A 26901-nucleotide genomic window follows, 5' to 3' on the forward strand; every position below is an offset into this window, starting at 1 on the left:
CATTCCTTTTTCCAATCCCGATACCGGCATAACGGGAATGACGAAAAAATGCCATTGATGTCCCTAAAGGTTCTGCAAGGAAAATAAGTTGTGTGAATGACATACCACCATAAGGGTCTTGGTTTTTCTTTGTTCACCATTTCTGCTAAAATAACGACAGAATGTAATTAATTTAGGGGGATAAAGATATGAAACCTTCCCGTTTACAAGCAGGGGATGAAATTCGCGTAATTGCTCCTTCAAGAAGCTTGGCGATTGTCAAAGGGGAACAACGCAGATTGGCAGAAGAAAGATTGACTGAGCTTGGTTTTAAAGTGACATATGGTAAAACGGCTTTGTTCCATGATGACTTTTTCTCGAATTCGATTGAAGACCGGATCGAGGATTTGCATGAGGCGTTCAGGGATCCGAATGTGAAGGGGATTTTTACAGCCATCGGGGGGTATAACGCTAACCAATTGTTACGGTATATCGACTATGACTTGATTAAGGAAAATCCAAAAGTGTTGATCGGGTATAGTGATATAACCGCAATTTTATTGGCCATTTATAATAAAACAGGCTTAACTACATATTCAGGTCCTCATTTCTCGACGTTCGGGATGAAGGCTGGTCTGGAATATACGATGGAATATTTTAAAAAGGCTGTAATTGAAAGTGAAGACTTTTATCTTAATCCAAGTGAAACGTGGAGTGATGATTCTTGGCATTTGGAACAGGATGACCGAACTTTCCACCCGAATGCTGGATATATGGTCATTCAGGAAGGTGAAGCGGCTGGGACAATCATTGGGGGGAATCTTTGTACACTCAATCTATTACAAGGTACAGAGTACATGCCTTCATTAAAGGACAGCATCCTTTTCATAGAAGATGATGAAGAAAGCCATCCTTTCAGTTTTGATCGGGATTTACAATCTTTGCTCCATCAGCCAGGTGCAAGCGGGATTAAAGGAATTGTCATCGGCCGTTTCCAAAAGGATTCAGGAATGACTGAATATGCTTTGCAGGAAATCATCGCTGCCAAAAGGGAGATAAATGGCATACCCGTGATCGCTAATGCCAACTTTGGACATGTTCATCCATTCGTAACGGTGCCGGTTGGTTCAAAAGCGGTAATGAAAGTGAAGAACGGAAAAGCGACGATCCAGATTGATTCATGACACACAGTTTGAAGACGCCGTTCAAAAAGTGGACGGTGTTTTAATCTGTTCGGGATTTTGATTTGTATGAATATATTTTGCGTTTTGGTGTATTTTAGGAGTCTTTCCTCTTGCAGCCCTGGAAAATGTCCTATTTTACAAGCATTATTAGGGAATATGAGTCTAATAGTTCAAATTCTATATTTTTCTGATATAATACTAAGAGATTTAAAATAGAAAAGGTGATTATGTGTTATTAACAATTCCCGCATCCATTCGTTTAGAAGGGGCTTTGGCCGAGTATAATAAAAAAGGCCGTGTGAGCCATACATGCTTCGTTTGTAACGAAGACACTTCTAATGGGGATGCAAGTAACTTGAACTACTATAAGTTAGGAACTAAAAAAGTTTGTCATTCCTGCATGAAAAATGTTTTGCGTCATCCGTCTTTAAAAGAGTATGAATATGTACATACTTCAGTTATCGATAAAACTGCTTTTTATAAAAATGTGCTGGCTGTTTTAAAGGATGAAAGTTTTTTGGAGTCAATTCGTGAAGAAAAACTAAATAGCGCATTGTAAGAAAAAAGTGTATCTCTCGCGGATACACTTTTTTTGTCGCCATTTTTTGGACAGCCCCCATGAAACCAAGAAATTTATCCATTTACATGCTTAGGTCAATTTCCTTAGCAAGATTGACTACATCTGGACATACACTTTACTATATTGCATTTGTTTTTTAAGAGAAGGAGTGTGTGGGCTTATGGAGCAGTCTTCATTGATCAAACCGGTCCTGGGAGGAGCCTATCCGACTATCAGTCATGGTCAGGGAGTGTTTTTATACGATAAAGAAGGAAAGGATTACCTAGATGCTTCTTCCGGAGCTGTTACAGCCAATATTGGCCATGGAGTCCAGGAAATCATAGAGGCGATGGTAAAACAGGCAAAACAGGTTTCATTTGTGTATCGTTCTCAATTCACCAGCGATGCTGCAGAGCAACTTGCTGGAAAAATTGCAGAATTGACCAAAGGGGAACTGACATACAGCTTTTTTGTAAACAGCGGCTCCGAAGCGACTGAAACGGCATTGAAAATTGCCATACAGCATTGGCAGGAAAAAGGGAAGCCCAAGAAACAGAAAATCATATCGAGGTGGATGAGCTACCATGGCATCACGATGGGAGCTCTTTCCATGTCTGGCCATCCGATTCGACGGGAACGATTTACTTCTTTGCTTGAATCATATCCCTCTGTATCGCCTCCATATTGTTACCGATGTCCACTTCAACTTGATCCACATACGTGCGGAATGGCCTGTGCTTCGGAATTGGAAGCGTCAATCCGGCGAATTGGCAGTGAAAATATAGCGGCGTTCATTGCAGAACCTGTTATCGGCGCAGCCGGAGGAGCCATTGTTCCTCCTGATGGTTATTTTCGAAAACTCAAGAAAATCTGCGAAGACAATGATATTTTATTCATTGCCGATGAAGTAATGACCGGATTTGGACGTACCGGTAAGATGCTTGCTTCCGAATATTGGGATGTGGAACCTGATATCGTAACATTTGGAAAAGGTATGAGTGGGGGGTATACCCCGATTGCGGCCGCAGTAATGACCAAAAACGTGATGGAGCCAATAATGAAAGGGTCGAAGTCAATTATAGGCGGCCATACGCTTAGTGCAAATCCGTTATCGTGTGCGGTATCTTTGGCCGTTTTAGAATTTGTCGAAAGGAATGAACTTGTCGAAAAATCAGCCGACAGAGGGAATTACCTGATTAGGGGCCTGAAAAAGTTGGCAGGGAAGTATTCCTTTATCGGTGATATACGCGGGAGAGGTTTATTGATTGGCATTGAATTTGTCCAGGAAAAAGAAACGAAGGCCCCATTTCCGAAGGAGGCAGACGTGACTAATGAAATCATTGAATTGGGAATGAGGAATGGAATACTTCTTTATCCCGCAGCAGCAGGCCTTGACGGTGTAACCGGGGCAGCCATCATCATCTCCCCTCCGTTATCGATATCGGAAGAGGAGTGTGCTGAATTGTTAATGAGAGTCGATATAACTTTTAGGCAATTTAATGAATCGATAGGTAAACGGCCATCACAACAAGGAAGTGAGTCATAGTGGTGGAAAATACATTCCAGAAGATTTGTCGTTTGGAGGATGTCCGCCATCACTTTAAAGATGATCAGTCCATCCTGTTTGGTGGGTTCGGCGGCATAGGGACGCCTCCGGGATTGATCAATCTGATTTTGGAATCAGGCATAAAGGATTTAACCTTGATTGGGAACGATACAGGTTTCCCCGATATCGGAATCGGAAAACTGGTCACCCAACGCCGTGCGAAAAAAATCATCGTTTCCCATATCGGATCCAATCCAAATGCAGGACTATTAATGAACAATGGAGAACTCGAAGTGGAGTTCTCTCCGCAAGGAACTCTTGTCGAACGCATCCGGGCCGGAGGGATGGGACTAGGCGGGATATTGACCGATATTGGCATTGAGGTCGATATCGTCCGGGACGGCAAGCAAACCGTAAAGCTAGGTAAGAAAAATTATCTGGTGGAAACGGCATTAACTGCAGATATCGCCATTGTTTACGCAGAAATGGCAGATCCTTATGGAAATCTTATATTTGATAAAAGCGCCAGGAACACGAATCCAATCGTTGCTGCGGCTGGACAAATCACTATAGTCGAAGCTATGCAAATCGTTCCGCTTGGCTCTTTGGATCCAGAGGACATCATTGTACCGGGTGCCTTTGTGGATTATATCATTCCATCAAAAGGAGTCGATTGGAAATGGGTTTGGGAACCGAAGATAGAAATAGAATAGCGAAACGGGCAGCAGCAGAAATAAGCGATGGGATGCTGGTCAATTTGGGCATTGGCATTCCATCACTTGTACCGAATCATCTTTTGAATGACCATAAAGTTATGTTTCATGCCGAAAATGGCCTTGTGGGTATTGGCAGTACTCCTGAAAGGGGGAAGGAAGATGCGCATCTTTGCAATGCCGGAGGACTGCCGATCACCATTAGAACCGGGGCTTCTTACTGCGACAGTACTGTTGCATTTGGGATGATACGGCGGGGCAGGGTGGATATCACGATTCTAGGAGCCCTTCAAGTAAGTCAAGCGGGGGATCTCGCTAATTGGATTGTCCCGGGAAAGCGGGTGCCAGGCATGGGCGGTGCCATGGAACTGGCTGCAAAGGCAAAAAAGGTCATTGTCTTGATGGAACATAACGATAAAACGGGCATGTCTAAATTAGTCCAAAAATGTACGTTGCCGTTAACTGCCAAGAAATGCGTACATATGATCATCACCGAATTAGGCGTGTTTTCCGTAACTTCGGAGGGCCTCCTATTAACTGATGTATTTGATACGTCCAGCATTCAGGAAATCAGGAATCGGACCGAAGCCTCGTTTACCGTCTCTGATAACATCCATATTTTAAAAGAATGAGAGAGGAGAATGGATATGTATGAGGAAAAGATAAGAACATGGTTGAATGAACACCGGATGAATGGGGTTCAGCTTTTGCAAAAACTGGTTCAGGAACCGAGCAAAAGGGGGCAAGAAGGAAGTGCACAAGCCATTGTGGTCGAGAAGTGCAGACAACTTGGTCTAGAAATAGATCTTTGGGAAATCGGGGATGAACAATTAAGAAAACATCCCCATTTTTATTGCGACCGCAGGGATTTTAAAGGAAATCCGAACCTTGTGGCTATTAAAAGAGGAACAGGCAAGGGGAAATCCCTTATATTAAACGGACATATTGATGTAGTTCCTGAAGGAGATCATGCAGCATGGCACGATGAACCCTATAGCGGCAAGTTAATAGACGGGAAAGTGTTCGGCCGGGGGACTACAGATATGAAAGGCGGCAATGTATCTTTATTGCTGGCCATTGAAGCGATCGTCGAATCTGGAATCCAATTGAAGGGAGATGTGATATTCCAGAGTGTGATTGAAGAGGAAAGCGGTGGTGCAGGTACACTTGCGGCAGTCTTACGGGGGTACAAAGCTGATGGTGCAATCATTCCGGAGCCCACAAATATGAAACTATTCCCTTTACAGCAAGGTTCGATGTGGTTTCGACTGAGAATAAAAGGCAAGTCTGCACATGGAGGCACGAGGTATGAAGGAGTCAGTGCAATAGATAAAGCGGTTGGTGTAATGAAAGAAATCAAGATACTTGAACAAGAACGGAATGAGTCACTCCGCCATTCACTCTATAAAAATGTCCCTATCCCCATTCCAATCAACATAGGAAGCATTCAAAGCGGGAATTGGCCTTCCTCCGTGCCGGATACAGCCGTTCTGGAAGGTAGATTCGGCATCGCCCCGACAGAAACCATGGAAGAGGCACAAAAATCGCTGAAGGAGCGAATAGATGCTTTAAACCTAAGTGATGCATGGTTCAAAGAAAAACCTATTGAATTAGAATGGTTTGGGGCCAGATGGCTTCCTGGCAATCTCGAAATAAATCACCCGCTTATGAAGACAATTGGCACATACTTTGAAAAAGTGGTAGGGGAAGAACCGCTTGTCGAAGCGTCCCCTTGGGCGACGGATGGAGGGTATCTTTCATTGGTTGGCTCTACCCCCGTAGTTGTGTTTGGACCAGGGGAAACGAAGATGGCACATGATTCGAACGAATATATAGAGGTGGATAAAATGATGGAGGTTGCGGAAATCATCGCATTGACCATTATTGAATGGTGTGGGGTGGAACAGGAATAATCATTTTTCCCAAGGTCTGATTCCAGGAAGGGTCAGGCCTTTCACAACAATTTTCGAAGATGTGAAAGGAGCGGGACAAATGGAGGCTGGAATCATTGAAAAAAGAATTCAAAAGCCAAGGTGCACCATACATATTACGATCGACCATTTTAATAAGCGAATCAGGGTTGATGATTATCTAGGTCATTTTCAAGAATGCGTGGAGGAATCTTTGAAGGTGGCTAAGAGCATATCAGCAGAAAAAATCATCTTCAAGTCACGCAAGGAAAACGTTATGGCATTGCTTGCTCAGGGCTTTCTATATGAAGGAAGCATCGATAAATTCTTTTTGGGAAGCGATTGTTTCTTCCTTGTTAAATATACCCGGAATGAAAGGCGCAACAGTGCACAATGGGAAAAGGAAGATCAAATCCTTACCGATGTTCAGAGTCTGCCGATAAAATCCGGAATAGATGATCCGCCGTCAGCCTATCAAGGTCGTAAAGCGGAAGTTACCGATGCACTTCAGCTGGCCCAATTGTATGGGAAGGTTTTCGAAGTGTATCCCACACCGATGAATGATCCGGTATATGTGAAGAAGTGCATGGAAATGGGAACGGTTTTTTATATTTATGTCCATGAAGAGAGGATTGTCAGTGCTGCTTCCGCAGAAATTGATTCCTTTTACCATAATGCAGAAATCACTGACTGTGCGACATTGCCGGAACATCGGCAGTACGGCTTGATGAAACACTTGATTTCCGCGCTTGAAGACTATCTTATTTCACATGGGGTTTATTGTATCTATTCGATTGCCCGGTCGCTCTCATTCGGCATGAATGCTGCATTGCATCAGCATGGATACTCGTACCGCGGACGTTTGGCCAATAATTGTTTTATTTTCGATAAACTGGAAGACATGAACCTTTGGGTGAAAAATTTTACTTGAATGCTCAATTTTAGGCGGTTGATGACAAGTTTTTGGCATTCCCTCATATACATCTAGCAAGAAGTTCTTAAGGAGGGGTATCTTGCCAAGCGAATTTTTTAATACAAGTGAAGTGTTGGAAGCGATATTAGAAACCATTGATGAAGGCATTCATGTGATAGATCCAAAAGGACAGACCATCTTTTATAATGGAGTGGCGGCCAATCATGATGGGATGAAAAGAAGTGAGGTGCTTGGGAAACCGTTGCTTGAAGCCTTCCCTTCTTTGAATCACAAATCATCGACCTTACTCCGGGTCATTAAATCTGAAAAACCAATCTACAACTATAGTCAATCGTACGTAAATGCACATGGGCGAATCATTGAGACGTTAAATACGACGCTCCCCATATATGTTGATGGGTTTATGATAGGTGCAATAGAAATTGCCAAGGATTATTCAAGCTTGAAGCAATTATCTGAAAGGTTAGCTGACCTGGAAAGCTCGCTCAAGACGATCAAAAGTCCTGAAAGGAAAACGCCTGGGAATGGCAGATTGTATTCTTTCACTGAAATCTTGACAAGTGATACTGGGTTTAAAGGTTTGATATCACAAGGGAAAAAGGCGGCCCGCTCCTCCTCATCGGTATTGGTTTATGGGGAAAGCGGTGTAGGGAAAGAGCTTTTTGTTCAAAGCATCCACCAGGATTCGTGCCGCAGTAAAGAACCATTCATCGCGCAAAATTGTGCGGCCTTACCAGAAAATTTATTGGAATCGCTTCTATTCGGTACGGCTAAAGGAAGCTACACTGGTGCTATGGAACGCCAGGGATTGTTTGAATTAGCCAATGGCGGAACCTTGTTTTTGGATGAATTGCAATCGATGCCGATTGACTTGCAGGCAAAGCTTCTGCGTGTGCTTGAAGATGGGTTCATCAGGAGGATAGGCGGTACAAAGAGTGTACAGGTGGATGTCAGGATCATGGCAGCGATGAATATAGATCCTAAAAAGGCCGTATCGGAAAACAGGCTAAGGCCGGATTTATTTTACCGATTAAACGTTTTGAGCTACGAGCTCCCTCCGCTAAGGGATCGGATTGATGATATAGAGCTTCTTACTGAACATTTCATATCAATATTTAACAGTAAATTAGGATTGTCCATAAAAGGCATGGATGAGAACGCAAAGGTTTTTTTTCGGAAATATCATTGGCCTGGAAACGTAAGGGAGCTTAAACATACGATAGAATTCATGATGAACCATACGGAGAATGATGTTTTGAACCTTGAAGATTTGCCCCAGTTTTTAAAAAAGCGCATCACTTCCTCATCGGAAAAAATACTTCCGCTTCGTGAGGCAATGATTGAGATGGAAACGAAATTGATTACCGAGGCCCTTCTTCAAACGAACGGTAACGTTTTCCAGGCATCGAAACTATTGCAAATTCCAAGACAGACCTTGCAATATAAAATAAAAAAACATATTTGAATGGAAAAAATCCGGATGCAGCCAGCAGTCCGGTTTTTTTTATGGGCCTTCGAATTTTTGGGTCATTTTGGCACCCTTCTTGCATTTAATACTACTATCATAACTCAGGAGGTATAACCATGTTATTTGACTTATATAAGCCAGATCGCAATTGGAAAGATATAGAGCTATGGAAAGATGTTACCGAAGAACAATGGAACAACTGGCTGTGGCAGCTTACGAATACGATCCGAACTGTTGATGATTTGAAAAAAGTGATAAACCTGACTTTGGATGAAGAGGAAGGTGTGAGGATTTCCACAAAAACCATTCCATTGAATATCACCCCATACTATGCTTCGTTAATGAATAAAGATGACCCAAGGTGTCCAATCAGAATGCAATCGGTCCCAATCTCGGAAGAAATGCATAAAACGAAATATGACATGGAAGACCCCCTTCATGAGGATGAGGACTCACCTGTACCGGGACTGACCCATAGATATCCGGATCGCGTACTTTTTTTGGTGACGAATCAGTGCTCCATGTACTGCCGTTACTGTACGCGAAGACGCTTTTCAGGCCAAATTGGCATGGGCGTGCCAAAAAAACAATTGGACGCTGCAATCGGTTATATACGTGACACACCGGCAGTTCGGGATGTTCTTATTTCCGGCGGGGACGGATTATTGATCAATGACACGATCCTTGAATATATCCTCAAAAACTTAAGGGATATTCCTCATGTTGAAATAATCAGGATAGGTACGCGGGCTCCGGTTGTTTTCCCTCAAAGAATCACTGGAAATTTATGTGCCATCTTAAAAAAATATCATCCGGTTTGGCTGAATACTCATTTCAATACCTCGATAGAAATTACCGAGGAGTCAAAGAAAGCATGTGAGATGCTTGCCGATGCAGGTGTACCTGTGGGCAACCAGGCAGTTATTTTAGCGGGGATAAATGACAGTGTCGCAATCATGAAAAAACTGATGCATGATCTTGTTAAGATCCGTGTCCGCCCTTACTATATTTATCAGTGCGATCTATCGGAAGGCATTGGTCATTTCAGGGCTCCCATTTCAAAAGGGATTGAAATCATCGAGGGGCTCCGAGGCCATACATCCGGGTATGCTGTACCTACCTTCGTCGTCGATGCTCCAGGAGGGGGAGGGAAAATTACACTGCAGCCGAATTATATCCTTTCACAATCTCCGACAAAAACGGTGCTGCGCAATTTTGAAGGGGTGATTACCACATATCCTGAACCTGAGCAATATACACCAGGACTTGCAGATGATTATTTCAAAGGGGTATATCCTGATATGGAAGAAAAACAGTCAGATATAGGTGTATCCGGTTTAATGAACGACAAGCAATTCAATTTAGTGCCTGAAGGGCTGAAGCGAATGAATCGACGGGAAAATTACGTGACCAACCCCGAGCACGCTTCATTGAAAAACCAACGTGAAAAGCGAGATCTGTTAAAAGAAAAGAAATTCCAGGCACAGCAAAAAAAGAGCACCCCAAAGGGGGATGAATAGCATGGAGATATGTCCGTGGTGTGAGAAAGGGAAGCTTGCATCAGTAAAGGGGACTGTGTATTGGGAACTGCCGGATGGTACGAGGGCGGTTGAAATTACGGAAACCCCTTCATCTCATTGTGAGAGTTGCGATGCTTTTTTTCAAAGTGATGAAATAGTGAAGGAAATTGAAAATCAACTATTTTTAATTGATTCGAAACAGCTTGAAAAACAAACGAAGTACAGTGAGCTAATGAACATGAAAAGGCTGTTGAAACGTAATTACTTTGACTTTTAGTGGCAAGGTGTACTTTTTCCATAAAAGAATAAATCCCCTCATTTTAGACAGAACAGTGTAAACCACTATTTCTATCTTAGATGAAGGGGATTTCCCTTTTACAAAATGAAGCCTGCGGGCGAATTGTATAATAAGGTTTTGAAGTAATTCCGCCATCCTTCATGCTGCATGACAGAACATGCTCCGCGTGTTTTTATGGGACTTGGGCATTTGATTGAAGAAGTGGGTAAACAAGATTGAAGCACTTCGTTTCCTTTAGAATCATGAAGAACTAAGTCGTTAATAGAAAAAAGTTTCTTAAAAGGATGTAATCAATATGGAATGAGTACGATATTTAATTGTAATTCCGTAATATTACGAATGCATTTTATGTTGAAAAATCGTGGATTTATATAAAATGAGGAAGAAAAAACCAAATTGATTTTTAAAAAAGTGGACGGAAGCGAAAGTTTCCGATATATTAAAGCAGAAATCATAGTTATTTTAGGGGGGGCTCGACATCATGAGACCATTTTATTTATATTTAATGAAATTTCGACAACCAAAGGAAATTGATGCAATCACTAAATTTGCCAATCATGCCTATGAGGATCATGGCTTCCCAAAACAATCGACTGATTATAATGAACTGAGCAGTTATTTAGAATTGAATGGAGACTATCTCGAAAGTATGTCAGTATTCGATCAAGCGTGGGAACAGTATGTCCAAATAGAAGAAGGACTCCTATTGGGAGAACAGGAATAGGGAGGATCGGAAGGATGCTTAAAAGCCTTCAAACCCGAATTTTGCTTTATTCTTTACTTATAGCAAGTGTTCCGCTTCTGATATTGGGGATCATATCCTATGGATCACAAAGGTCCCTGCTGGAAAAGGAAGCAAAAAATGCCCTGAACGCAGGTTCACTGTATATAGTAAATGAAACATATAGCTATTTGAACGAACGGATCAGTGATGTGAAGTTAATAAGTGCAAATTCGGTAATCATCAATCCTGGCTATTCAAAAGAAGAGAAGTCAGATGAACTAAAAAAGTTTATCGATTTAAAAGGAAATTATTACGGTGTCTTGCATTTGGATATGAAAGGCAATGTCATTGCAGATACATCCAATAAAATGATCGGGGCCAACCTAGCGAAGAAAATATGGTTCAAAGAGGCCTTAGAGGGACATGTATTCCTTTCTGACGTTTATAAAACCCGGGCTTACTCAGAACCCATAATAGCTCTGAGTGCACCGGTATATGATAATGCAGGGGAAATGATCGGTGTCGTATCTCCAGCTTTCCGATTGGAAGGACTTTGGGAGATGATGGAGAAAAAGGCTAATGAAATTAGCGATAAATACCCAGTGAACTTTTTCATGATCAATCAAGAAGGCATCATGATTTCGAAAAAAGACCCGAATGGCGTCATGCAGGATTCTGCCTTGAAAGAAATGGGATTAACGAAAGATAAGCTGATGGAAGCCTCGTTATCGGATGAATTGTACAGTGCAGAGAATGGGGAAAAAATATATTCCATCCAGCCTGTCCATACGATAGCAGAAACGGAGAATAAATGGTTTATTGTTGTGGGTGCTGATAAGAAACAGGTGTTTCAGCCTTTGAATGACCTTTTAACACGGTACCTGACCGTCTACAGCATCGTTTTTGTTTCTATCATTCTGGCAGTCTATTTACTGACAAAGACCCTCGTGCGGCCAGTTCAAGAGCTTGTCGAAGCGACAGAGGATTTCATTGGAGGAAAGGAATTCATCATTTCCGACAAAAGAAGCTTCGAGGAAATGGAAAAATTGAACCTTGCCTTTCTAAGAATGATGGAAACGATAGAAGATCGTGAGAAGGAAATCGTCCGAACGGAAAAATTGAAATATGTTGGCCAGCTTGCTGCCGGTGTCGCCCATGAAATCAGGAACCCGTTGACGACAATAAAGGGTTTTTTCCAATTATTGAAGAGCCAGGATCATGATAAATCATTAATAGAAAAATATAGTGATGTCATGCTTCATGAAGTGAATCGGGTCAATGTATTCGTGACACAACTTCTTGATTTGGCAAAACCGCATCAACTGGAATGGGGGAAAATCGATTTAAAGGATTTCCTTGAAGAAATTATAGATACCTATACTTCCTCAATCCCGAGTTCTCATGTAAGACTAATTAATAGGGTGACACAATCCGTCGTTGTTTATTCAGACAGAAACCGGTTAAGGCAGGTTCTTTTGAATGTCTTGAATAATTCCTGTGAAGCCATCGAAGCAAGGGGGCAGATTGAACTGCATCAGAATTCCGTGTCCCAATATATAAGATTAGTGATCAGCGATGATGGAAAAGGCATCAGTCCCGAGAATATAAAAAATATCGGTATGCCCTTTTATACCACCAAACTGGATGGAAACGGATTAGGTGTGGCGACTTGCATTCAGATAATGGAGGAATTAAAAGGGAAATTCCAAATTGAGAGCGTTTGCGACGAAGGAACGAAAGTGACGCTCACCATCCCCACTACGAACCGTCTCGTTAAATGAGGCGGTTTTTGGTTGTAGTGCCCTTTAATAAATGGGCCGGTTACTTAGCTAAATGAGCAAAATGCCCTCTCATTTCCATTAACCTCCATGTTTGTTTGTGCATATAATTTACTAATCAAACGATAAGGACCATATTGGGGGATGTCTCTTATGGGCAAAAAAAAACAGCCGAAATTTAAATTAGGCGATACAGTCGTAATAACAATGTATGGGACAGTCGGGAATATAACCGATGTGAAATTTCTCGATGGTGCTTATGTGTATGAAGTGAACTATAGTGAAGGTCTTTATATCGAAAAAACATTGCAATCGATAAATGAATATGAAGGTGAAATCCTTTATCAAAAAGAGCAAATTGATATTGAATATAAATATTTATTAGGTGACTTGGTCCAGGTGGATGGATATGAACAGGATTATTTCAAGATTATCGGCTATCGAACGGAAATTTGGCGCTATAAGGAAAATGCCTGGGAGGATGTAATCTATGAGTTATCAAGACTCTCGGATGGTGAATGGCTTGAAGCGCATGAAGAAGAACTGACTTTGATAGCCGATGCTAAACGTGCAGATGGAATCATTAAAAAGCTGGGTCTGCTCCTTCCTAACAAGAAAAATGAGCTTGCTATCATTGCTAAACAAAACAACCCTGGTAAAGGTGAGCGAGATATGACAATGACAAAAAATGAAAAAAAGGAAATGATTGATGGACTGTTGGATTTATATAATGATTATTGTAAGCTCTACGAACATTTTGGCGATGATGAATATCGTCATATCATGAAGATTGCCCTTGCTAAAATTGAAAAAGCGGCAGAGGAAATTTATCCGGATCATAAAAAGAAACAAACGAAGTGAAAGGTATCCCAAACTTTTTAAAGGGAATTTTCCAAATTTCCTATAAAAGCTTCCATTCAAATTGAACACGAATGGACCATGATATTTATAGGCCCTTCATATGATTTTCCATTATGGGATGCCTTACTGGTATATTTGTCTCTACACATTCATAGACCTTTAAATAAGGGGGCGATGATTTGCGAGAAATTGAGGTTTTTATTGACACAGAAGAGATAGCGGAATTCTTTTTTCAAGAATTGATAAGACGGGGCTATCTTCCAACAGAAGCTGAAGTTGAAGATCTTGCTGACATCACATTCGAATATCTTCTTGAAAAATGCATAATTGATGAAGAAGTCGATGAGTAACCTGTCATAAGACGGTTATCAGCTTCCTTTCCCTTAATTTTATTAACCATTAAAAAAAAGACGGCGGACCTCCGCCGTTTTGTTTGCGGTTTAGAGGAAGGGTGCCAAAAGTCTTTTCGTGATTTCCAGTTTTTCAAGTTCTAGGATAAGGTTCAATTTTCCTAACTTGTGGTTGATATGGTATAGTAGTTTTTGAATATCATTTCAACCACAAGTTAAGGAGGACATAGTCGTATGAGCGTACATATTGGTGCAAAAGAAAATGAAATTGCGGAAACGGTCTTACTTCCTGGGGACCCGTTGCGTGCAAAATATATTGCTGAAACGTTTTTAGAGGATGCTAAACTTTATAATGAAGTTCGTAACATGTTTGGATATACAGGGACATATAAAGGGAAACGAATTTCTGTACAAGGTACAGGCATGGGTGTCCCATCCATTTCGATTTACGTGAATGAATTGATGAATAGCTATAATGTCCAGAAGCTGATTCGTGTGGGAACTGCAGGAGCGATTCAAAAAGATGTAAAAGTCAGGGATGTGATCCTTGCCATGAGTGCTTCCACCGATTCCCAAATGAACCGCATGACTTTCGGCGGGGTGGACTTTGCCCCAACCGCAGATTTCGAATTACTAAGAAAAGCTTATGACGCCGGCACGGCTAAAGGCTTGCAATTGAAGGTCGGTAATGTATTTACGGCCGATCAGTTTTATAACGATAATAGTGAATTGGAAAAATGGGCAAAATACCAAATACTTGCGATAGAAATGGAATCAGCAGCCCTATACACGCTTGCTGCTAAATTTGGCCGCCAAGCTTTATCTGTATTAACCATTTCCGATCACATTTTAACCGGTGAGGAAACGACGTCGGATGAGCGCCAGTCAACTTTTAACGAAATGGTTGAAGTGGCATTGGAAGCAGCTATCCAGGACTGATAATTGGATGTAAATGACAGACGGGTGACCAGGAAGAGTGATGCTGTATAATGACAGTCGGGATACAGGTTCATTTATTCCTTGGTATCCGTATTTTTGTAATGTCAGGAGATGCCTGTTGCCCTTAGAGCTTTCTCTATATTTAACGTTTACGGAGGGGTAAAAAAAATACATATGGACATAAGTTGTTATTTTTGATAACTATTATTTTTCGATTGGCATGAAAGCTGATAAAATAGAAAGAAATCGTTTATATCTATCGTCATGAAGAATGAAAGTGGTGAGGCTTCAGTGGAAGAAGAAAATCAAAAACAGCCAAAAGAGGCAGGGAAATTCATCAAAATAAAGAAGTTTACGTTCATTATGGGGATTTTCTTAGTCATATTTCTAACTGCAGGGATTACTACAATAGCCTTGACCTTTGGAGATAAAAAAGTAGAGTCATTAGCACCGGATAAACATTCGGAATTTGAAAAGCTGTATTCTACATACGATACGATAAAAGATAACTATTATGAAGAGATTGATCAAGATAAGCTGGTTGACGGGGCAATTAATGGAATGATCAAATCATTGGATGATCCCTACTCTGCTTATATGGATAAAAAGGAAGCATCGAGTTTCCATGAGAGCATCTCTTCATCTTTTGAAGGAATCGGTGCTGAGATTCAGGAGCAGGATGATCAAATCATGGTCGTCTCACCGATAAAAGGGTCCCCAGCAGAAAAAGCAGGGGTAAAACCGAATGATATCATTTTAAGTGTGGACGGTAAAAGCGTTGAAGGACTAAGCTCTTCTGAAGCTGTCTTGAAGATCAGGGGCGAAAAGGGAACGAAAGTGGATTTATCCATCTCAAGAGCTGGTGAGTCGGAACCGATTGAGCTCACCATTAAACGGGATACAATTCCGATTGAAACGGTATATGCGGAAATGCTGGATGATGGAGTTGCAAAAATTCAAGTGACCAGTTTTTCCGAACATACAGTCCAAGAGCTGAAAACGGCGCTTGAAGAAATGTCGAAGAAGGATATGAAGGGTCTCGTATTGGATTTGCGGGGAAACCCAGGGGGACTTCTTGACCAAGCTATAGAAATGGCAAGCCTGTTCGTACCTAATGGGAAAGTGGTCCTTCAAGTTGAGGAGCGCAGCGGGAAAAAAGATGTCTATAAATCGAAGAATGATGGAGAACTGAAAATCCCGGTAGTCGTGTTGATTGATGATGGAAGTGCCAGTGCTTCTGAAATCGTTGCAGCGGCTGTCAGTGAGTCTGCGGACATTCCATTGATTGGTGTCAAGTCATTTGGGAAGGGGACAGTGCAGACTGCCCAAGACTTTGAAGATGGATCTAACTTCAAATATACGGCAGCTAAATGGTTGACTCCTGAAGGCAATTGGATTCATAAAAAAGGGATTAAGCCGGATATTAATGTGAAGCTTCCTGATTATGCCAGCCTTCCGTACATTTCGCCTGATAAGGAATTGAAAGCATCCGATTCTTCGAGTGAAGTGAAAGCAGCTGAAGAGATGCTGAAGGAAGCAGGCCATGATCCAGGTAAGATAGATGGATTCTTTGATCAAGCAACCACGAATGCGGTCATAGCATTCCAAAGGGAACAAAAAATTAAAGAAACTGGCACCATTAAAGGTGATACTACCGTGAAATTGATGCAGGTCATCCGTGAGAAAATCCTTAAGAACGACACACAAGTGAAAAAAGCGGTAGAAGTATTAAAGAAAGAAATCAAATAAATGATTTTGGTCGAAAAGCCTGCCCAACGATTATCGTTGCAGGCTTTTTTGTCGTTTAATGCATAGTATTCCAATATTAGGCAGAGAATAGGGGTAATTTTCCAATGAGGTGAACTAATGAAAGAAAAGGTATTGTTCATATATCTATTGATCTTGATTCTGGCAGGCTGCACCTATGCCCCTTTACCCAAACAAAATGGAAATGCAGGTACGGAAAAAAAACTAACCAAAGAAGAGAACCAGGAAAACGTAAAAACATTTCTGTTAATTGGTGTTGATACAAGGGGAGAGCAAAAATCTCGATCAGATGCGATTATCCTTGCAAAATACTTTCCTGAGCAGGAGAAACTGAAGCTCGCTTCCATTATGCGTGATAGTTATGTGAAAATCCCCGGGAATAAATCAGTATACAACAAAATAAATGCAGCTTATTATTATGGTGGACGGGAACTGCTCAAGAAAACGATACAGGAAAATTTCGATGTCAAGGTCGATCATGTAGCGGTAATTGACTTCCAGGGTTTTGTGAAGATGGTCGATTTACTTGCACCTGATGGTGTAGAGCTGAATGTGGATCAGGAAATCATTGATGATATGAGCATTCAGGCAAGCGTAGGTAAAAATGTTTTACATGGTGAGGAACTATTGAAATATGTCCGTTTTAGACATGACGATGAAAGTGATTTTGGAAGGGTAGAGCGTCAACAAGAAGTAATGGTTCAATTAAAAACAGCGTTTATAAATCAAATCTCATCCTTCGAAGGGATGGCAGCCCTTCCTAGTATCATCGAACAAGGACTCTCGTACTTGGATACAGATATTGGACTGAAAACAATAATGGAAATGGGTCCAAAAATAGTCTTCCATACACCGGACACCGTCGAAACCTTAAGGGTTCCAGTGGGGGGAAGCTTTAAAGATGAAATATATCCCCAGTCCGGAGCTGTTTTGGAAATGGACTACACTAAAAATAAGAAGGCACTTCAGGAGTTCTTTTCAAAATAATAAGAATTTCCAATTCTCATTTGTTATCGAAAACATCCTTATATTAAGTGAATATGTTCGAATTCACTTAAATTATTGTAGTATATACCTCGCAAGAATAATCATAATCGATCATTTTTAAAAAACGAGAGGGATACGAAATCCTTCTCGTTTTTTATCTCCAATAAAGGAGCCTGGATCAATTAACAAAATGCGGAATGTTTTTGATGAAATCCGGTGTTATGATGCCATTTTCGGTAATGATGCTTGTAATTAGATGATTCGGTGTAACGTCAAAGGCTGGATTGAAAGTCTTCACGTTTTCCGGAGCGACCCTTACACCTTGAATGAAGGTGATTTCCGCTTCATTCCGTTCTTCGATCGGGATGGATGTGCCGGATTCGATAGATAGGTCGAATGTGCTTGATGGTGCGGCCACATAAAAAGGGATACCAAAGTGCTTGGCTAATATGGCCAATCCCAATGTCCCGATTTTATTGGCTGTATCACCATTAGCCGCAATCCTGTCGGCCCCGACGATAATTCCATTTATTCGTTTCTGGTGAATCGTATGGGCAGCCATATTATCAGAAATTAAGGTGACATCAACCCCGGCTTGCATCAATTCCCAAGCAGTCAAACGCGCCCCTTGCAGGACAGGCCTGGTTTCACAGGCGTACACTTTTAGCGGAAAGTCCCTTTCCTTAGCCAGGTGGAAGGGAGCCAAGGCTGTGCCATACCGAGCTGTGGCAATTCCCCCAGCGTTGCAATGCGTTAGAATGGAATCTCCTCTAGTGAATAAGGATAAACCATGTTCCCCTATTTTCCTGCACATTTCTTCATCTTCAGCAAAGATTGCTTTAGCCTCCGATACAAGTGCTTCCTTGGCAGTTGAAATGCTTTGCGCAGCTTGCAAGGTGTTCTCCATCCTCCTTAAAGCCCAAAAAAGGTTGACTGCAGTTGGCCGAGAAGAGGCGAGTTTTTCGATATGCCCCGTTACATTTTTCTTGAATTCCCCTAATTCAGCGGTTGTTTCCTGTTTGGCACCAAGTGCAACACCAAATGCTGCCGTCAGTCCAATAGCTGGGGCACCGCGAACTTTTAAAGACAAAATGCTGTCATATACATCATCAACAGAATGAAGTTCTATAAATTCAGTTAGGGAAGGAAGGGCTTGTTGATTTAATAATGTAATATGGGTATCATCCCATTGTACCGAATATGGTAAGGGTGCTAGTGTAGTCATGTGCAGGTCTCCTTTTAAATGGTTGAATAAGATGGCAGTGTACGTTGCTTCAACGCTTCAATGACAGCTGGAACATCCAATTCTTCCCGTTTTTTAATTAAAAATGCACCAATTTCCAATGTTTCCGTTTTGGCAGCGATCCTTGTTTCTTTATCTTCAATGATGTTTAAATCGGCAACATGGGAAAGGCCGATGGTTCTCCGAATCAGTTCACAGCCGGCAAAACCGAATGCATCTTTTTTGAATTTTGTCAGTAAATAAGGCAGATAACCCTTAACATGGCGGAATGGGCTTTTATTTTGGCCTTCCCATAATTCGGTATAGGTTTCTTCAAAGGCATTCCAAAATTCATGAAGGTGTGAGAAAATCTCTTCCTTTCCTGCGCCATTTCGTATAATTGCCTGGAAGAGAAGGTTGGCGGTGTATTGACCAAGGTCAAAACCAACTGGCCCATAAAAAGCGAATTCCGGATCAATAACCTTTGTTTCAGTTTCACTTGCAAATATACTTCCAGTATGTAAATCTCCATGAAGCAAGGCTTCCTGCTCTGTTTCAAAGCTTTGTTTCAGCTTAGCGACCTCAAGTATCACTTCTTGATCATTCCATATATTTTTGGCGGCATCGGTCAATTCCACCTCGAAATCTCCCGGGAGTTCCTCAAAAAATGGATCCGTGAAAATAAAGACCTCAGTGATTTTGCAGAGTTCCGGATTCGTGAAATGTCGGGCCACTTCCTTTTTCGCAGATGGTTCTAAATGATAATCGGATGTATAAAATGCCGTCTTCGCAACATACTCACCAATATGCTGTGAAAGAAATGGATATGAATCGCCATCGATCAATCCTGTTCTAACGATTTTCAAGTGAGATAAATCCTCCATGACTGTGATGGCAAGCTGTTCATCCGAATAATAGACTTGCGGTACGAATTCGGGGCAATAACTTCTGAAATGAATCAGCGCATTCGCTTCAATGGCCGCCCTTTTCAATGTCAGCGGCCAGCTTTCACCAAGTACCTTGGCATAAGGGACCGCTTGTTTGATGATTATCCCTTTATTTGTGACTGTGTCTGTAATATGAAAAACATAATTTAAGTTTCCATCGCCGATTTCTTTACATGTTAAACTTGCATCCGCATTGACCAACCCAAGTTTTTTTGCAAGGGTTATAGCTGTTTCGTTTGTCAATCTCTTAAAATTTGAACGGTTTTGAGTCATTCTTTTCCCCTCCAGATTCAAAATAAGAATAAAAAAGCCTCTTTCATATAGAAAGAGGCAGAAGTTTTGGCTTCGGACCTCTTATCTTCCAGAAAATGAATTCTGGTGGAATTAGCACCGTGCTCTGTGGATTTTATAATCCGGCGGTGAATCCGCCCCATTTCACAATGGTATTACAGTCGGTTGCTGGGCTTCATAGGGCCTTTATCCCTCAGCCTGCTCTTGATAAGAGTAAATGTTTTCTGAAATTTTAATCTTCGGGAAAATAATATCAACATTTTAAATAGTTTGTCAATGGGTAAATTAATAAAAATCAGGGCGGCGATCTTCGAATACAGGTATTTTATTACGGGCTTCCGTAACTTTATTGAAGTCCAAAGTGCCTGTCAGGAGTTCGTTTCCTTCTCCGGCTTCACTAATGATATTCCCCCATGGATCAATAATCAAGGAATGACCCGCAAATATATTATTGACATCCGAACCTGAACGATTAACGGCTACAACATAGGCTTGGTTCTCGATGGCACGGCTAATCAATAAGGCCCTCCAGTGATCCAGTCTCGGCTTTGGCCATTCAGCCGTAACGAATAGAACTTCCGCGCCTTGAACGGTATGTGCTCGCTGCCATTCGGGGAAACGGATGTCATAACAAACGAATCCAGCACATATTTTTTCATCAAGAGTAAATAAACCATCTTTTTCTCCTGGCTGCAGGAAAAGATGTTCATCCATTAACTGAAATAAGTGAAGCTTATCATATTCTTTAATGAGATTTCCATGTTTATCGATGATGATCATGGTATTATAGATCCCTTTGCTTGTCTTTTTCGCAATGGAACCGCCTATTATGTGAATCTGGTGTTTCTTTGCCTGTGTTTAAAAAAATTCAATCGTTTTTTCTGCCTCTTGATCAGCAATCTCATTTAACCTGGTCAAGTCGTATCCGGTCGTCCAAAGCTCTGGTAAAATGACGATATCGGGTCTGACCGTGCTGCTTTTTCCATCCATTGTTCTGCAACCTGAAAATTGATATCTGGTTGCCCGAAGGCTATATCCATTTGAATACAAGCTATTTTCCACTTCATCTTTTAAAACCCCCACATGTAAAAAATGCTTTACAAGACTATGATAAACATATATCATTTGTGACTAGAATTTCAAGAAATTTCAGAGAAGGTGTATAAATGGTGCAATTTGAAAAATCCAGACAGCTTCAGGCCCTGCCCAAGCAGTTTTTTGCTTCACTAGTCGCAAAAGTCAATGCGATCACGGCGCAAGGACATGATGTCATTAATTTAGGCCAGGGAAACCCTGATCAGCCGACGCCAGAACATATCGTGAAAAGTTTGCAGTCTGCCGCTGAAAAAACGATTAATCATAAATATTCACCATTCCGGGGACATCAATATTTAAAAGATGCTGCTGCCGTCTTTTATGAACGTGAATACGGTGTCAAGCTGGATCCGAATAGTGAAGTGGCGATTCTCTTCGGGGGAAAGGCAGGTCTTGTCGAACTGCCGCAGTGTTTATTGAATCCAGGTGATACGATCCTTGTTCCAGATCCAGGCTATCCGGATTATCTTTCCGGTGTTGTTTTAGCCCAGGCAAAGACCGAACTGATGCCCTTGACAGAAGAAAATGATTTTCTTCCGAAATACAAAGACATACATAAAGAGGTTCTTGATAAAGCCAAAATGATGTTCTTGAACTATCCCAATAATCCTACAGGTGCTTCTGCAACTGAAAGTTTCTTTGATGAAACCGTCTCCTTTGCAAAAGAGCATTCAATTTGCGTGGTCCACGATTTCGCCTATGGGGCGATAGGATTCAACGGAAAAAAACCGATAAGCTTTCTCCAGGCGGAAGGAGCGAAGGATGTAGGAATAGAAATATACACACTATCGAAAACATACAATATGGCAGGGTGGAGAGTCGGCTTCGCAGTGGGGAATAAGAGTGTAATAGAAGCTCTTGAACTATTACAAGACCATCTTTATGTGAGTCTCTTCCCGGCGATACAAGAAGCTGCGGCAAGCGCTTTGCTTGACTCGCAGAGCTGTGTAGAGCAGTTAGTGCAGATGTACGAGGGTCGAAGGAATGTTTTCATTGAGGGATTAAGGGCAATCGGCTGGGATGTCAAAGCTCCTGCGGCATCGTTTTTTGCCTGGCTCAAAGTACCTAAAGGTTTTACGTCCGAGAGTTTTGCAGACCATTTATTAACGCATGCCCACGTAGCTGTTGCCGCAGGGAATGGATTCGGTGAATTTGGCGAAGGTTACGTCAGGATAGGGCTACTGACTTCGGAAGAACGGCTGAAAGAGGCTGTGGAACGGATACGTACATTAAACTTATTTTAACGATGCAATGACGTATCCGATTTATTCACCCTTAAATAGTTAAAACTTATTGACAAAGTAGGGATTACCTGTCAGAATACAAAATAAATTCTTAATCTTTCGATACTTGAATGCAATTTATATATCAGCGTTTTCTTATTTTGAGCAGGTGGAGGGACTAGCCCTATGAAGCCCAGCAACCGACCGTAATTCCATTGTAAAATGGGGCGGAATTCTTCGCCGGATTTTCTTGAAATCCACAAGGCACGGTGCTAATTCTTGCAGCCAATGGCTGGGAGATAAGAAGATGGCTTTTTAAAGCCTCTTCTTTATGAAGGGGCTTTTGCCATTTTGAGACCATTTCAGGTTAATGCATCGAGAGTTTACTAACGTGATATAGGAGTGATCAGATGAGCGAGATAGTCGCTACTTATTTAGTTCATGACTTCAATGGAAATCATGAGAAAAAAGCAGAGAGCATTGCCTTAGGTTTGACTGTCGGGACATGGACGGACCTGCCTCATTTGGTCCAGAAACAATTGGAAAAACATAAGGGACGCGTCGTATCGGTGACACCACTATCTGAAGAAGGTAGGGCAAACAGCTATTTTAATCGTAAAGTATACCGTTCACTTCTTAAAATTGCCTATCCGGCTGGGAATTTCTCCAATGATATGCCTGCAATCCTCACGACGGTCTTCGGCAAACTTTCATTGGATGGAGAAATAAAACTTATCGACTTGGATTTTGTCGGTGATATTCAAACAGCTTTTCCCGGGCCGCAATTTGGCATTGAAGGCATAAGGGAAAAGGTTGGCGTATTTAACCGGCCCTTGGTGATGAGCATCTTTAAAGGTGTATTAGGAAGGGACCTGACATTCCATAATGATCAACTGAGGCAACAAGCATTAGGAGGTGTCGACCTAGTTAAAGATGATGAGATCCTCTTCGACCAGGAACTGACTCCATTTTTCGATAGAATAAAAACGGGAAAAAGAATATTGAATGAAGTCTATGAAACCACTGGCCACCGAACTTTATATGCTGTCAATCTATCAGGGAAAACATTTGAATTATTGGATAAGGCAGAGCAAGCGGCTGAAGCAGGGGCAGATGCTTTATTGTTCAACGTTCATACATATGGTTTGGATGTAATGCAGGCATTGAGTGAACATGACCGTATCAAGCTGCCGATCATGGCGCACCCCGCATATAGCGGGGCATTGGCATCTTCATCATTTTATGGGATCGGCTATCCATTACTGCTTGGTAAATTAGTAAGGTTATCAGGTGCGGATTTATCCTTGTTCCCATCCCCTTATGGAAATGTCGCACTTGAAAAAAAGGAGACCTTGGCAATTGCTGAAGCTCTGACAAAAGATGAACATTCATGGAAAAAAGCCTTCCCTGTTCCTTCTGCAGGCATTCATCCGGGCATGGTTCCGGACTTAATCAAGGATTTTGGACTCGATAGTGTGATAAATGCCGGAGGTGGAATTCACGGACACCCTGACGGAGCAGAGGGCGGGGCCAAGGCTTTCCGTTCTGCTGTGGAAGCCGTTCTAGCAGGAAAGGACCTATCTGAAGCGGCGGCTGAGGAAGAAACACTAAAAAAAGCTCTTGTATTATGGGGAGGCCTATAAGAAATGATGAAACCGATCATCTTTTGTGATTTTGACGGAACGATCACCAACACAGATAATATCATTTCAATCATGAAAAAGTTTGCGCCTCCGGAATGGGAAGCGTTGAAAGACGGTGTCCTTCAGCAAAAAATCAGTATATCTTCAGGAGTTGGGGATATGTTTTCCCTGCTTGATAGTGGCTTGAAGGATGACATCATCCAATATGTAAGAAGGACGGCCGGCATTCGTCCAGGGTTTTATGAGTTCGTTGAGTATACGAAACAAGCCAACATCCCTTTATATATTGTAAGCGGGGGCATGGATTTTTTCATTGCACCCCTTTTAAATGATATCTTGCCAACAGAGTCCGTTTATTGTAACCATGCATTTTTTGATAAGGAAAAGATTTATATTGAATGGCCACATGCTTGTGATGATCAATGTAATAATGATTGCGGTTGCTGCAAGCCATCCATTATGAGGGAAATTGCGGGTGCGGAAGATTTTAAACTCGTTATTGGAGATTCAGTAACGGATTTTGAAGCGGCAAAACAGGCCGATTTTGTCATAGCCCGTGACATATTGCTTGAAAAATGCAGTAGGGAAGAGATTCCACATCAAGGATTTGAAACATTTTTTGATGTAATCGACATTTTAAAGCAGCAGGAGGTGGTTAAAGCGTGAACATTCATACTAAAGAATGGCGGGAGTTGGCAGATATTAAGGCTGAATTGGCCGAAAGGGATTGGTTTATGGGAACTAGCGGGAACTTGTCCATCCGCGAGCCCAAAAGCCCTTTCTTTTATATTACGGCAAGCGGAAAGGATAAAAGGAAGCAATCGGATTCGGACTTTTTACTGGTGGACTTAAAAGGAAACCCGGTTGAAGAAACGAACCTAAGACCATCGGCCGAAACTTTACTTCATACAGTCATTTACCGGCAAACCAATGCGAACTGTGTACTCCATGTCCATACAATTGAAAATAATGTGATATCAGAATTGTACGGAGATGAGGGCCAAGTTTCCTTTCGTAATCATGAAATCATTAAAGCGACCGGTCGGTGGGAAGAGGATTCGGAGCTTCGGATTCCAATCATATATAATCACGCTGACATTCCGCTGTTATCCGATAAGTTTAGGCCGCATGTCGAAGATGACTCTGGCGCCGTGCTGATCCGCAATCATGGTATTACGGTTTGGGGCAAAAGCGGACTAGAAGCAAAAAGAATACTTGAAGCTTGCGAATTTTTATTTCAATATCAACTGTTGCTTAATCAACAAAGGCGTTTGCAGGTTCTTTAAGATAAACACTCATTGAGGAGGAATGAATGATGGCGACGATCAGATTCCATGAAACAAACGAGGTTATTGAAAACGGTGAACAGGTAAAAGGATTTTTAGAAACACAAGGGGTTATTTATGAGCAATGGGACATTTCTAAATTACCGGCCCATCTTGTGGAAAAATACGATCTAACAGATGCTGACAAGGAGGAAATCCTTGCAACATTCCAAACGGAGATAGCGGAAATCTCCAAAAGAAGAGGCTATAAAGCGCATGATATCATCACATTATCCGATGCGAATCCGAACTTGGATCAAATGCTTGAAAATTTTAAGCAGGAACACCACCATGAAGATGATGAAGTGCGTTTCATAGCAGGCGGAACAAGTATCTTTGCCATTGAAGGCAATGATAAACAGTGGTTTGATGTACGTCTTTATCCAGGAGATCTTATTAGTGTACCAGAATCAACAAGACATTATTTCACGCTGGCAGAAGATAGGAAAACTGTTGCTGTCCGTATCTTCGTTTCAGCGGCAGGATGGGTTCCGATTTACGAAAAAGACGAAGTTCAAGCATGAATCATTGTTGAAAAACCAGCTTACGGGCTGGTTTTTTTTATGTGGATCCGGCAAGTGCTTTAGTAAGATAAGTATGATAAAATTTAACTGAATCGAATTTAACCGTATCATAGGAGCAGATAAGAATGAAAACAACCGAAGTGTACGTATTGGGCGGCTTTCTCGGCAGCGGGAAAACGACGCTTCTTCGAAATATTTTAAAACAGGAAAGTGAAGCGGGTAGAAAAGTGGCCGTGCTTTTAAATGAGCTCGGCAGTGTATCGGTTGACAGCGGACTCATTGGTGATGGAGTGCCTCTGAAGGAGTTGTTTGACGGGTGCATCTGCTGTACAATTCAAGATAAACTGGAGGTTCAGCTTCATGAATTGCTAACCGAAAATGAACTGGATGCAGTTTATATTGAAACGACGGGCGCAGCTCATCCAGTTGAAGTATTGGATGGCATCATGTCGCCGCTTTTCGCCAAAAGGCTGGAGTATAAAGGGATTATCACGGTCGTCGATTTATTAAGGTGGCGCGATCGGGAGGAACTGTCCCCGCAGCTTCGACAGTTGCTTGCCGAGCAAATCCACCATGCCGATTTCATATTATTGAATAAAGCGGATTTAGTAAGTGAGATGGAGGCCGCACAGCTGATATATACGATACAGGCGCTGAATACGGATGCTGTATGTTTATTGACGGAGTATGCAGCCGTATCCTTGATATCATTGCAGCAGATGCAAAGAAAACGGCATAACGGCCATCAAAAGCTTGATGTACATGACCATTTGCATTTAACTGCAGTCGTTCATACATTTGAAGGTGCCGTGGCACAAACCGACTTTGAAGAGTGGCTTAGGGCTTTACCGGAAACGGTCTACCGAATGAAAGGATACATTTCCTTTACACATTCACAATACCCCCATTTATTCCAATACTCCTACGGAATGCCGATGTATATGAATGAAATGATGAAAATGCCATTGAATATCGTCATGATCGGGGAAAAGTTGGATAAGGAGATGTTGATCGGTCAATTGAAGGCTTTGGAAGCGAAAGCGGCTCGATAAACGTTTACCGCCCATTAAAGAAGGGAAACATAAAAAGAGACTTTCTTATCAAGGAGGCGGTA

At 41.7% G+C, this 26901-nt stretch carries 25 protein-coding genes, 1 pseudogene and 2 riboswitches; of the genes and pseudogenes, 23 read left to right on the forward strand and 3 right to left on the reverse strand.

The window, feature by feature from the left end; translation table 11 throughout:
* Positions 1–188: 188 nt before the first annotated feature.
* The 17 genes from QFZ73_RS22615 (at position 189) to QFZ73_RS22695 (ending at position 17517) form a co-directional block, all read left to right on the forward strand.
* A complete protein-coding gene (locus QFZ73_RS22615) occupies positions 189–1163 on the forward strand; it encodes a S66 peptidase family protein (protein ID WP_251428413.1) in 975 nt (324 codons plus the stop codon).
* A 229-nt stretch (positions 1164–1392) separates the two neighbouring features.
* Positions 1393–1722 (forward strand): hypothetical protein, encoded by a 330-nt coding sequence (locus tag QFZ73_RS22620; RefSeq protein WP_076366028.1) that lies wholly within the window; start codon positions 1393–1395, stop codon positions 1720–1722.
* A 181-nt stretch (positions 1723–1903) separates the two neighbouring features.
* Positions 1904–3268 (forward strand): aspartate aminotransferase family protein, encoded by a 1365-nt coding sequence (locus tag QFZ73_RS22625; protein WP_251428416.1) that lies wholly within the window; start codon positions 1904–1906, stop codon positions 3266–3268.
* A gap of 23 nt (positions 3269–3291) precedes the next feature.
* Positions 3292–3981 carry a 3-oxoacid CoA-transferase subunit A gene (locus tag QFZ73_RS22630; RefSeq protein WP_251429096.1) on the forward strand — a complete coding sequence of 230 codons (690 nt, stop codon included), beginning with the start codon at positions 3292–3294 and terminating at the stop codon, positions 3979–3981.
* Entirely contained in the window at positions 3948–4613 is a 666-nt protein-coding gene (locus QFZ73_RS22635; protein ID WP_251428419.1) for a 3-oxoacid CoA-transferase subunit B, read from the forward strand. The genes QFZ73_RS22630 and QFZ73_RS22635 overlap by 34 nt, the downstream gene beginning before the upstream one ends.
* Before the next feature lie 9 nt (positions 4614–4622).
* A complete protein-coding gene (locus QFZ73_RS22640) occupies positions 4623–5894 on the forward strand; it encodes a peptidase (RefSeq protein WP_307270948.1) in 1272 nt (423 codons plus the stop codon).
* A gap of 79 nt (positions 5895–5973) precedes the next feature.
* The gene (gene ablB, locus QFZ73_RS22645; RefSeq protein WP_307270950.1) at positions 5974–6822 is read left to right on the forward strand and encodes a putative beta-lysine N-acetyltransferase; all 849 of its coding nucleotides are present in this window, start codon (positions 5974–5976) and stop codon (positions 6820–6822) included.
* An 82-nt stretch (positions 6823–6904) separates the two neighbouring features.
* Complete coding sequence (locus tag QFZ73_RS22650; protein WP_307270953.1) at positions 6905–8290, forward strand: sigma-54 interaction domain-containing protein; 1386 nt, start codon at positions 6905–6907, stop codon at positions 8288–8290.
* Between the two features lie 119 nt (positions 8291–8409).
* Complete coding sequence (gene kamA, locus QFZ73_RS22655; RefSeq protein WP_251428432.1) at positions 8410–9813, forward strand: lysine 2,3-aminomutase; 1404 nt, start codon at positions 8410–8412, stop codon at positions 9811–9813.
* Position 9814: 1 nt separating this feature from the next.
* The gene (locus tag QFZ73_RS22660; RefSeq protein ID WP_307270956.1) at positions 9815–10090 is read left to right on the forward strand and encodes a YokU family protein; all 276 of its coding nucleotides are present in this window, start codon (positions 9815–9817) and stop codon (positions 10088–10090) included.
* Positions 10091–10592: 502 nt separating this feature from the next.
* Positions 10593–10835, forward strand: coding sequence for a YozE family protein (locus QFZ73_RS22665; RefSeq protein ID WP_307270959.1), 243 nt, complete (start codon positions 10593–10595; stop codon positions 10833–10835).
* 14 nt (positions 10836–10849) lie between these two features.
* Positions 10850–12616 carry an ATP-binding protein gene (locus tag QFZ73_RS22670; protein WP_307270962.1) on the forward strand — a complete coding sequence of 589 codons (1767 nt, stop codon included), beginning with the start codon at positions 10850–10852 and terminating at the stop codon, positions 12614–12616.
* A gap of 150 nt (positions 12617–12766) precedes the next feature.
* Positions 12767–13474, forward strand: a complete 708-nt coding sequence (locus QFZ73_RS22675) for a hypothetical protein (RefSeq protein ID WP_307270965.1) — start codon at positions 12767–12769, stop codon at positions 13472–13474.
* A gap of 179 nt (positions 13475–13653) precedes the next feature.
* On the forward strand, positions 13654–13824 hold the full coding sequence (locus tag QFZ73_RS22680; RefSeq protein ID WP_064505166.1) for a YozD family protein: 171 nt from the start codon (positions 13654–13656) through the stop codon (positions 13822–13824).
* A gap of 234 nt (positions 13825–14058) precedes the next feature.
* The gene (gene deoD / locus QFZ73_RS22685; protein ID WP_207440173.1) at positions 14059–14763 is read left to right on the forward strand and encodes a purine-nucleoside phosphorylase; all 705 of its coding nucleotides are present in this window, start codon (positions 14059–14061) and stop codon (positions 14761–14763) included.
* Between the two features lie 291 nt (positions 14764–15054).
* Entirely contained in the window at positions 15055–16512 is a 1458-nt protein-coding gene (locus tag QFZ73_RS22690; RefSeq protein ID WP_446030818.1) for a lmo1851 family serine protease, read from the forward strand.
* A 117-nt stretch (positions 16513–16629) separates the two neighbouring features.
* Entirely contained in the window at positions 16630–17517 is an 888-nt protein-coding gene (locus tag QFZ73_RS22695) for an LCP family protein (protein ID WP_307270973.1), read from the forward strand.
* Between the two features lie 178 nt (positions 17518–17695).
* On the opposite strand, the gene mtnA is transcribed toward QFZ73_RS22695, so the two are convergent.
* The 3 genes and pseudogenes from mtnA to QFZ73_RS22710 form a co-directional block, all read right to left on the reverse strand.
* Positions 17696–18742, reverse strand: a complete 1047-nt coding sequence (gene mtnA, locus QFZ73_RS22700) for an S-methyl-5-thioribose-1-phosphate isomerase (RefSeq protein WP_251428504.1) — start codon at positions 18740–18742, stop codon at positions 17696–17698.
* A gap of 14 nt (positions 18743–18756) precedes the next feature.
* Positions 18757–19959, reverse strand: coding sequence for an S-methyl-5-thioribose kinase (gene mtnK / locus QFZ73_RS22705; protein WP_307270974.1), 1203 nt, complete (start codon positions 19957–19959; stop codon positions 18757–18759).
* 78 nt (positions 19960–20037) lie between these two features.
* Positions 20038–20191, reverse strand: a riboswitch (SAM riboswitch).
* 71 nt (positions 20192–20262) lie between these two features.
* Positions 20263–21044, reverse strand: a pseudogene (locus tag QFZ73_RS22710) (carbon-nitrogen family hydrolase).
* Positions 21045–21143: 99 nt separating this feature from the next.
* Here QFZ73_RS22710 and QFZ73_RS22715 point away from each other — a divergent pair.
* The 6 genes from QFZ73_RS22715 (at position 21144) to QFZ73_RS22740 (ending at position 26839) form a co-directional block, all read left to right on the forward strand.
* Positions 21144–22316, forward strand: coding sequence for a pyridoxal phosphate-dependent aminotransferase (locus tag QFZ73_RS22715; RefSeq protein WP_307270975.1), 1173 nt, complete (start codon positions 21144–21146; stop codon positions 22314–22316).
* Positions 22317–22448: 132 nt separating this feature from the next.
* A riboswitch (SAM riboswitch) is annotated at positions 22449–22601 on the forward strand.
* Between the two features lie 104 nt (positions 22602–22705).
* Complete coding sequence (gene mtnW / locus QFZ73_RS22720) at positions 22706–23938, forward strand: 2,3-diketo-5-methylthiopentyl-1-phosphate enolase (RefSeq protein ID WP_307270978.1); 1233 nt, start codon at positions 22706–22708, stop codon at positions 23936–23938.
* Positions 23939–23941: 3 nt separating this feature from the next.
* Entirely contained in the window at positions 23942–24604 is a 663-nt protein-coding gene (locus tag QFZ73_RS22725) for a 2-hydroxy-3-keto-5-methylthiopentenyl-1-phosphate phosphatase (RefSeq protein ID WP_307270980.1), read from the forward strand.
* A complete protein-coding gene (locus QFZ73_RS22730) occupies positions 24601–25224 on the forward strand; it encodes a methylthioribulose 1-phosphate dehydratase (RefSeq protein ID WP_307270983.1) in 624 nt (207 codons plus the stop codon). The genes QFZ73_RS22725 and QFZ73_RS22730 overlap by 4 nt, the downstream gene beginning before the upstream one ends.
* A 29-nt stretch (positions 25225–25253) precedes the next feature.
* On the forward strand, positions 25254–25787 hold the full coding sequence (locus QFZ73_RS22735; RefSeq protein ID WP_307270986.1) for a cupin domain-containing protein: 534 nt from the start codon (positions 25254–25256) through the stop codon (positions 25785–25787).
* Positions 25788–25912: 125 nt separating this feature from the next.
* Positions 25913–26839: a CobW family GTP-binding protein gene (locus tag QFZ73_RS22740; protein ID WP_307270988.1), complete on the forward strand. Its 927-nt coding sequence runs from the start codon at positions 25913–25915 to the stop codon at positions 26837–26839.
* The last annotated feature ends 62 nt before the right edge of the window (positions 26840–26901 follow it).

It is taken from the genome of Peribacillus sp. V2I11 (assembly GCF_030817135.1).
Taxonomy (GTDB): Bacteria; Bacillota; Bacilli; order Bacillales; family DSM-1321; genus Peribacillus; species Peribacillus simplex.

Coding starts and splice junctions, on each gene's coding strand:
- QFZ73_RS22670 (WP_307270962.1), top strand. CDS start 10,850: ATGCTTAAAAGCCTTCAAACCCGAATTTTGCTTTATTCTTTACTTATA.
- QFZ73_RS22640 (WP_307270948.1), top strand. CDS start 4,623: ATGGATATGTATGAGGAAAAGATAAGAACATGGTTGAATGAACACCGG.
- QFZ73_RS22660 (WP_307270956.1), top strand. CDS start 9,815: ATGGAGATATGTCCGTGGTGTGAGAAAGGGAAGCTTGCATCAGTAAAG.
- QFZ73_RS22615 (WP_251428413.1), top strand. CDS start 189: ATGAAACCTTCCCGTTTACAAGCAGGGGATGAAATTCGCGTAATTGCT.
- QFZ73_RS22715 (WP_307270975.1), top strand. CDS start 21,144: ATGGTGCAATTTGAAAAATCCAGACAGCTTCAGGCCCTGCCCAAGCAG.
- mtnA (WP_251428504.1), bottom strand. CDS start 18,742: ATGACTACACTAGCACCCTTACCATATTCGGTACAATGGGATGATACC.
- QFZ73_RS22625 (WP_251428416.1), top strand. CDS start 1,904: ATGGAGCAGTCTTCATTGATCAAACCGGTCCTGGGAGGAGCCTATCCG.
- QFZ73_RS22725 (WP_307270980.1), top strand. CDS start 23,942: ATGATGAAACCGATCATCTTTTGTGATTTTGACGGAACGATCACCAAC.
- QFZ73_RS22675 (WP_307270965.1), top strand. CDS start 12,767: ATGGGCAAAAAAAAACAGCCGAAATTTAAATTAGGCGATACAGTCGTA.
- QFZ73_RS22735 (WP_307270986.1), top strand. CDS start 25,254: ATGGCGACGATCAGATTCCATGAAACAAACGAGGTTATTGAAAACGGT.
- QFZ73_RS22740 (WP_307270988.1), top strand. CDS start 25,913: ATGAAAACAACCGAAGTGTACGTATTGGGCGGCTTTCTCGGCAGCGGG.
- mtnW (WP_307270978.1), top strand. CDS start 22,706: ATGAGCGAGATAGTCGCTACTTATTTAGTTCATGACTTCAATGGAAAT.
- deoD (WP_207440173.1), top strand. CDS start 14,059: ATGAGCGTACATATTGGTGCAAAAGAAAATGAAATTGCGGAAACGGTC.
- mtnK (WP_307270974.1), bottom strand. CDS start 19,959: ATGACTCAAAACCGTTCAAATTTTAAGAGATTGACAAACGAAACAGCT.
- ablB (WP_307270950.1), top strand. CDS start 5,974: ATGGAGGCTGGAATCATTGAAAAAAGAATTCAAAAGCCAAGGTGCACC.
- kamA (WP_251428432.1), top strand. CDS start 8,410: ATGTTATTTGACTTATATAAGCCAGATCGCAATTGGAAAGATATAGAG.
- QFZ73_RS22635 (WP_251428419.1), top strand. CDS start 3,948: ATGGGTTTGGGAACCGAAGATAGAAATAGAATAGCGAAACGGGCAGCA.
- QFZ73_RS22695 (WP_307270973.1), top strand. CDS start 16,630: ATGAAAGAAAAGGTATTGTTCATATATCTATTGATCTTGATTCTGGCA.
- QFZ73_RS22665 (WP_307270959.1), top strand. CDS start 10,593: ATGAGACCATTTTATTTATATTTAATGAAATTTCGACAACCAAAGGAA.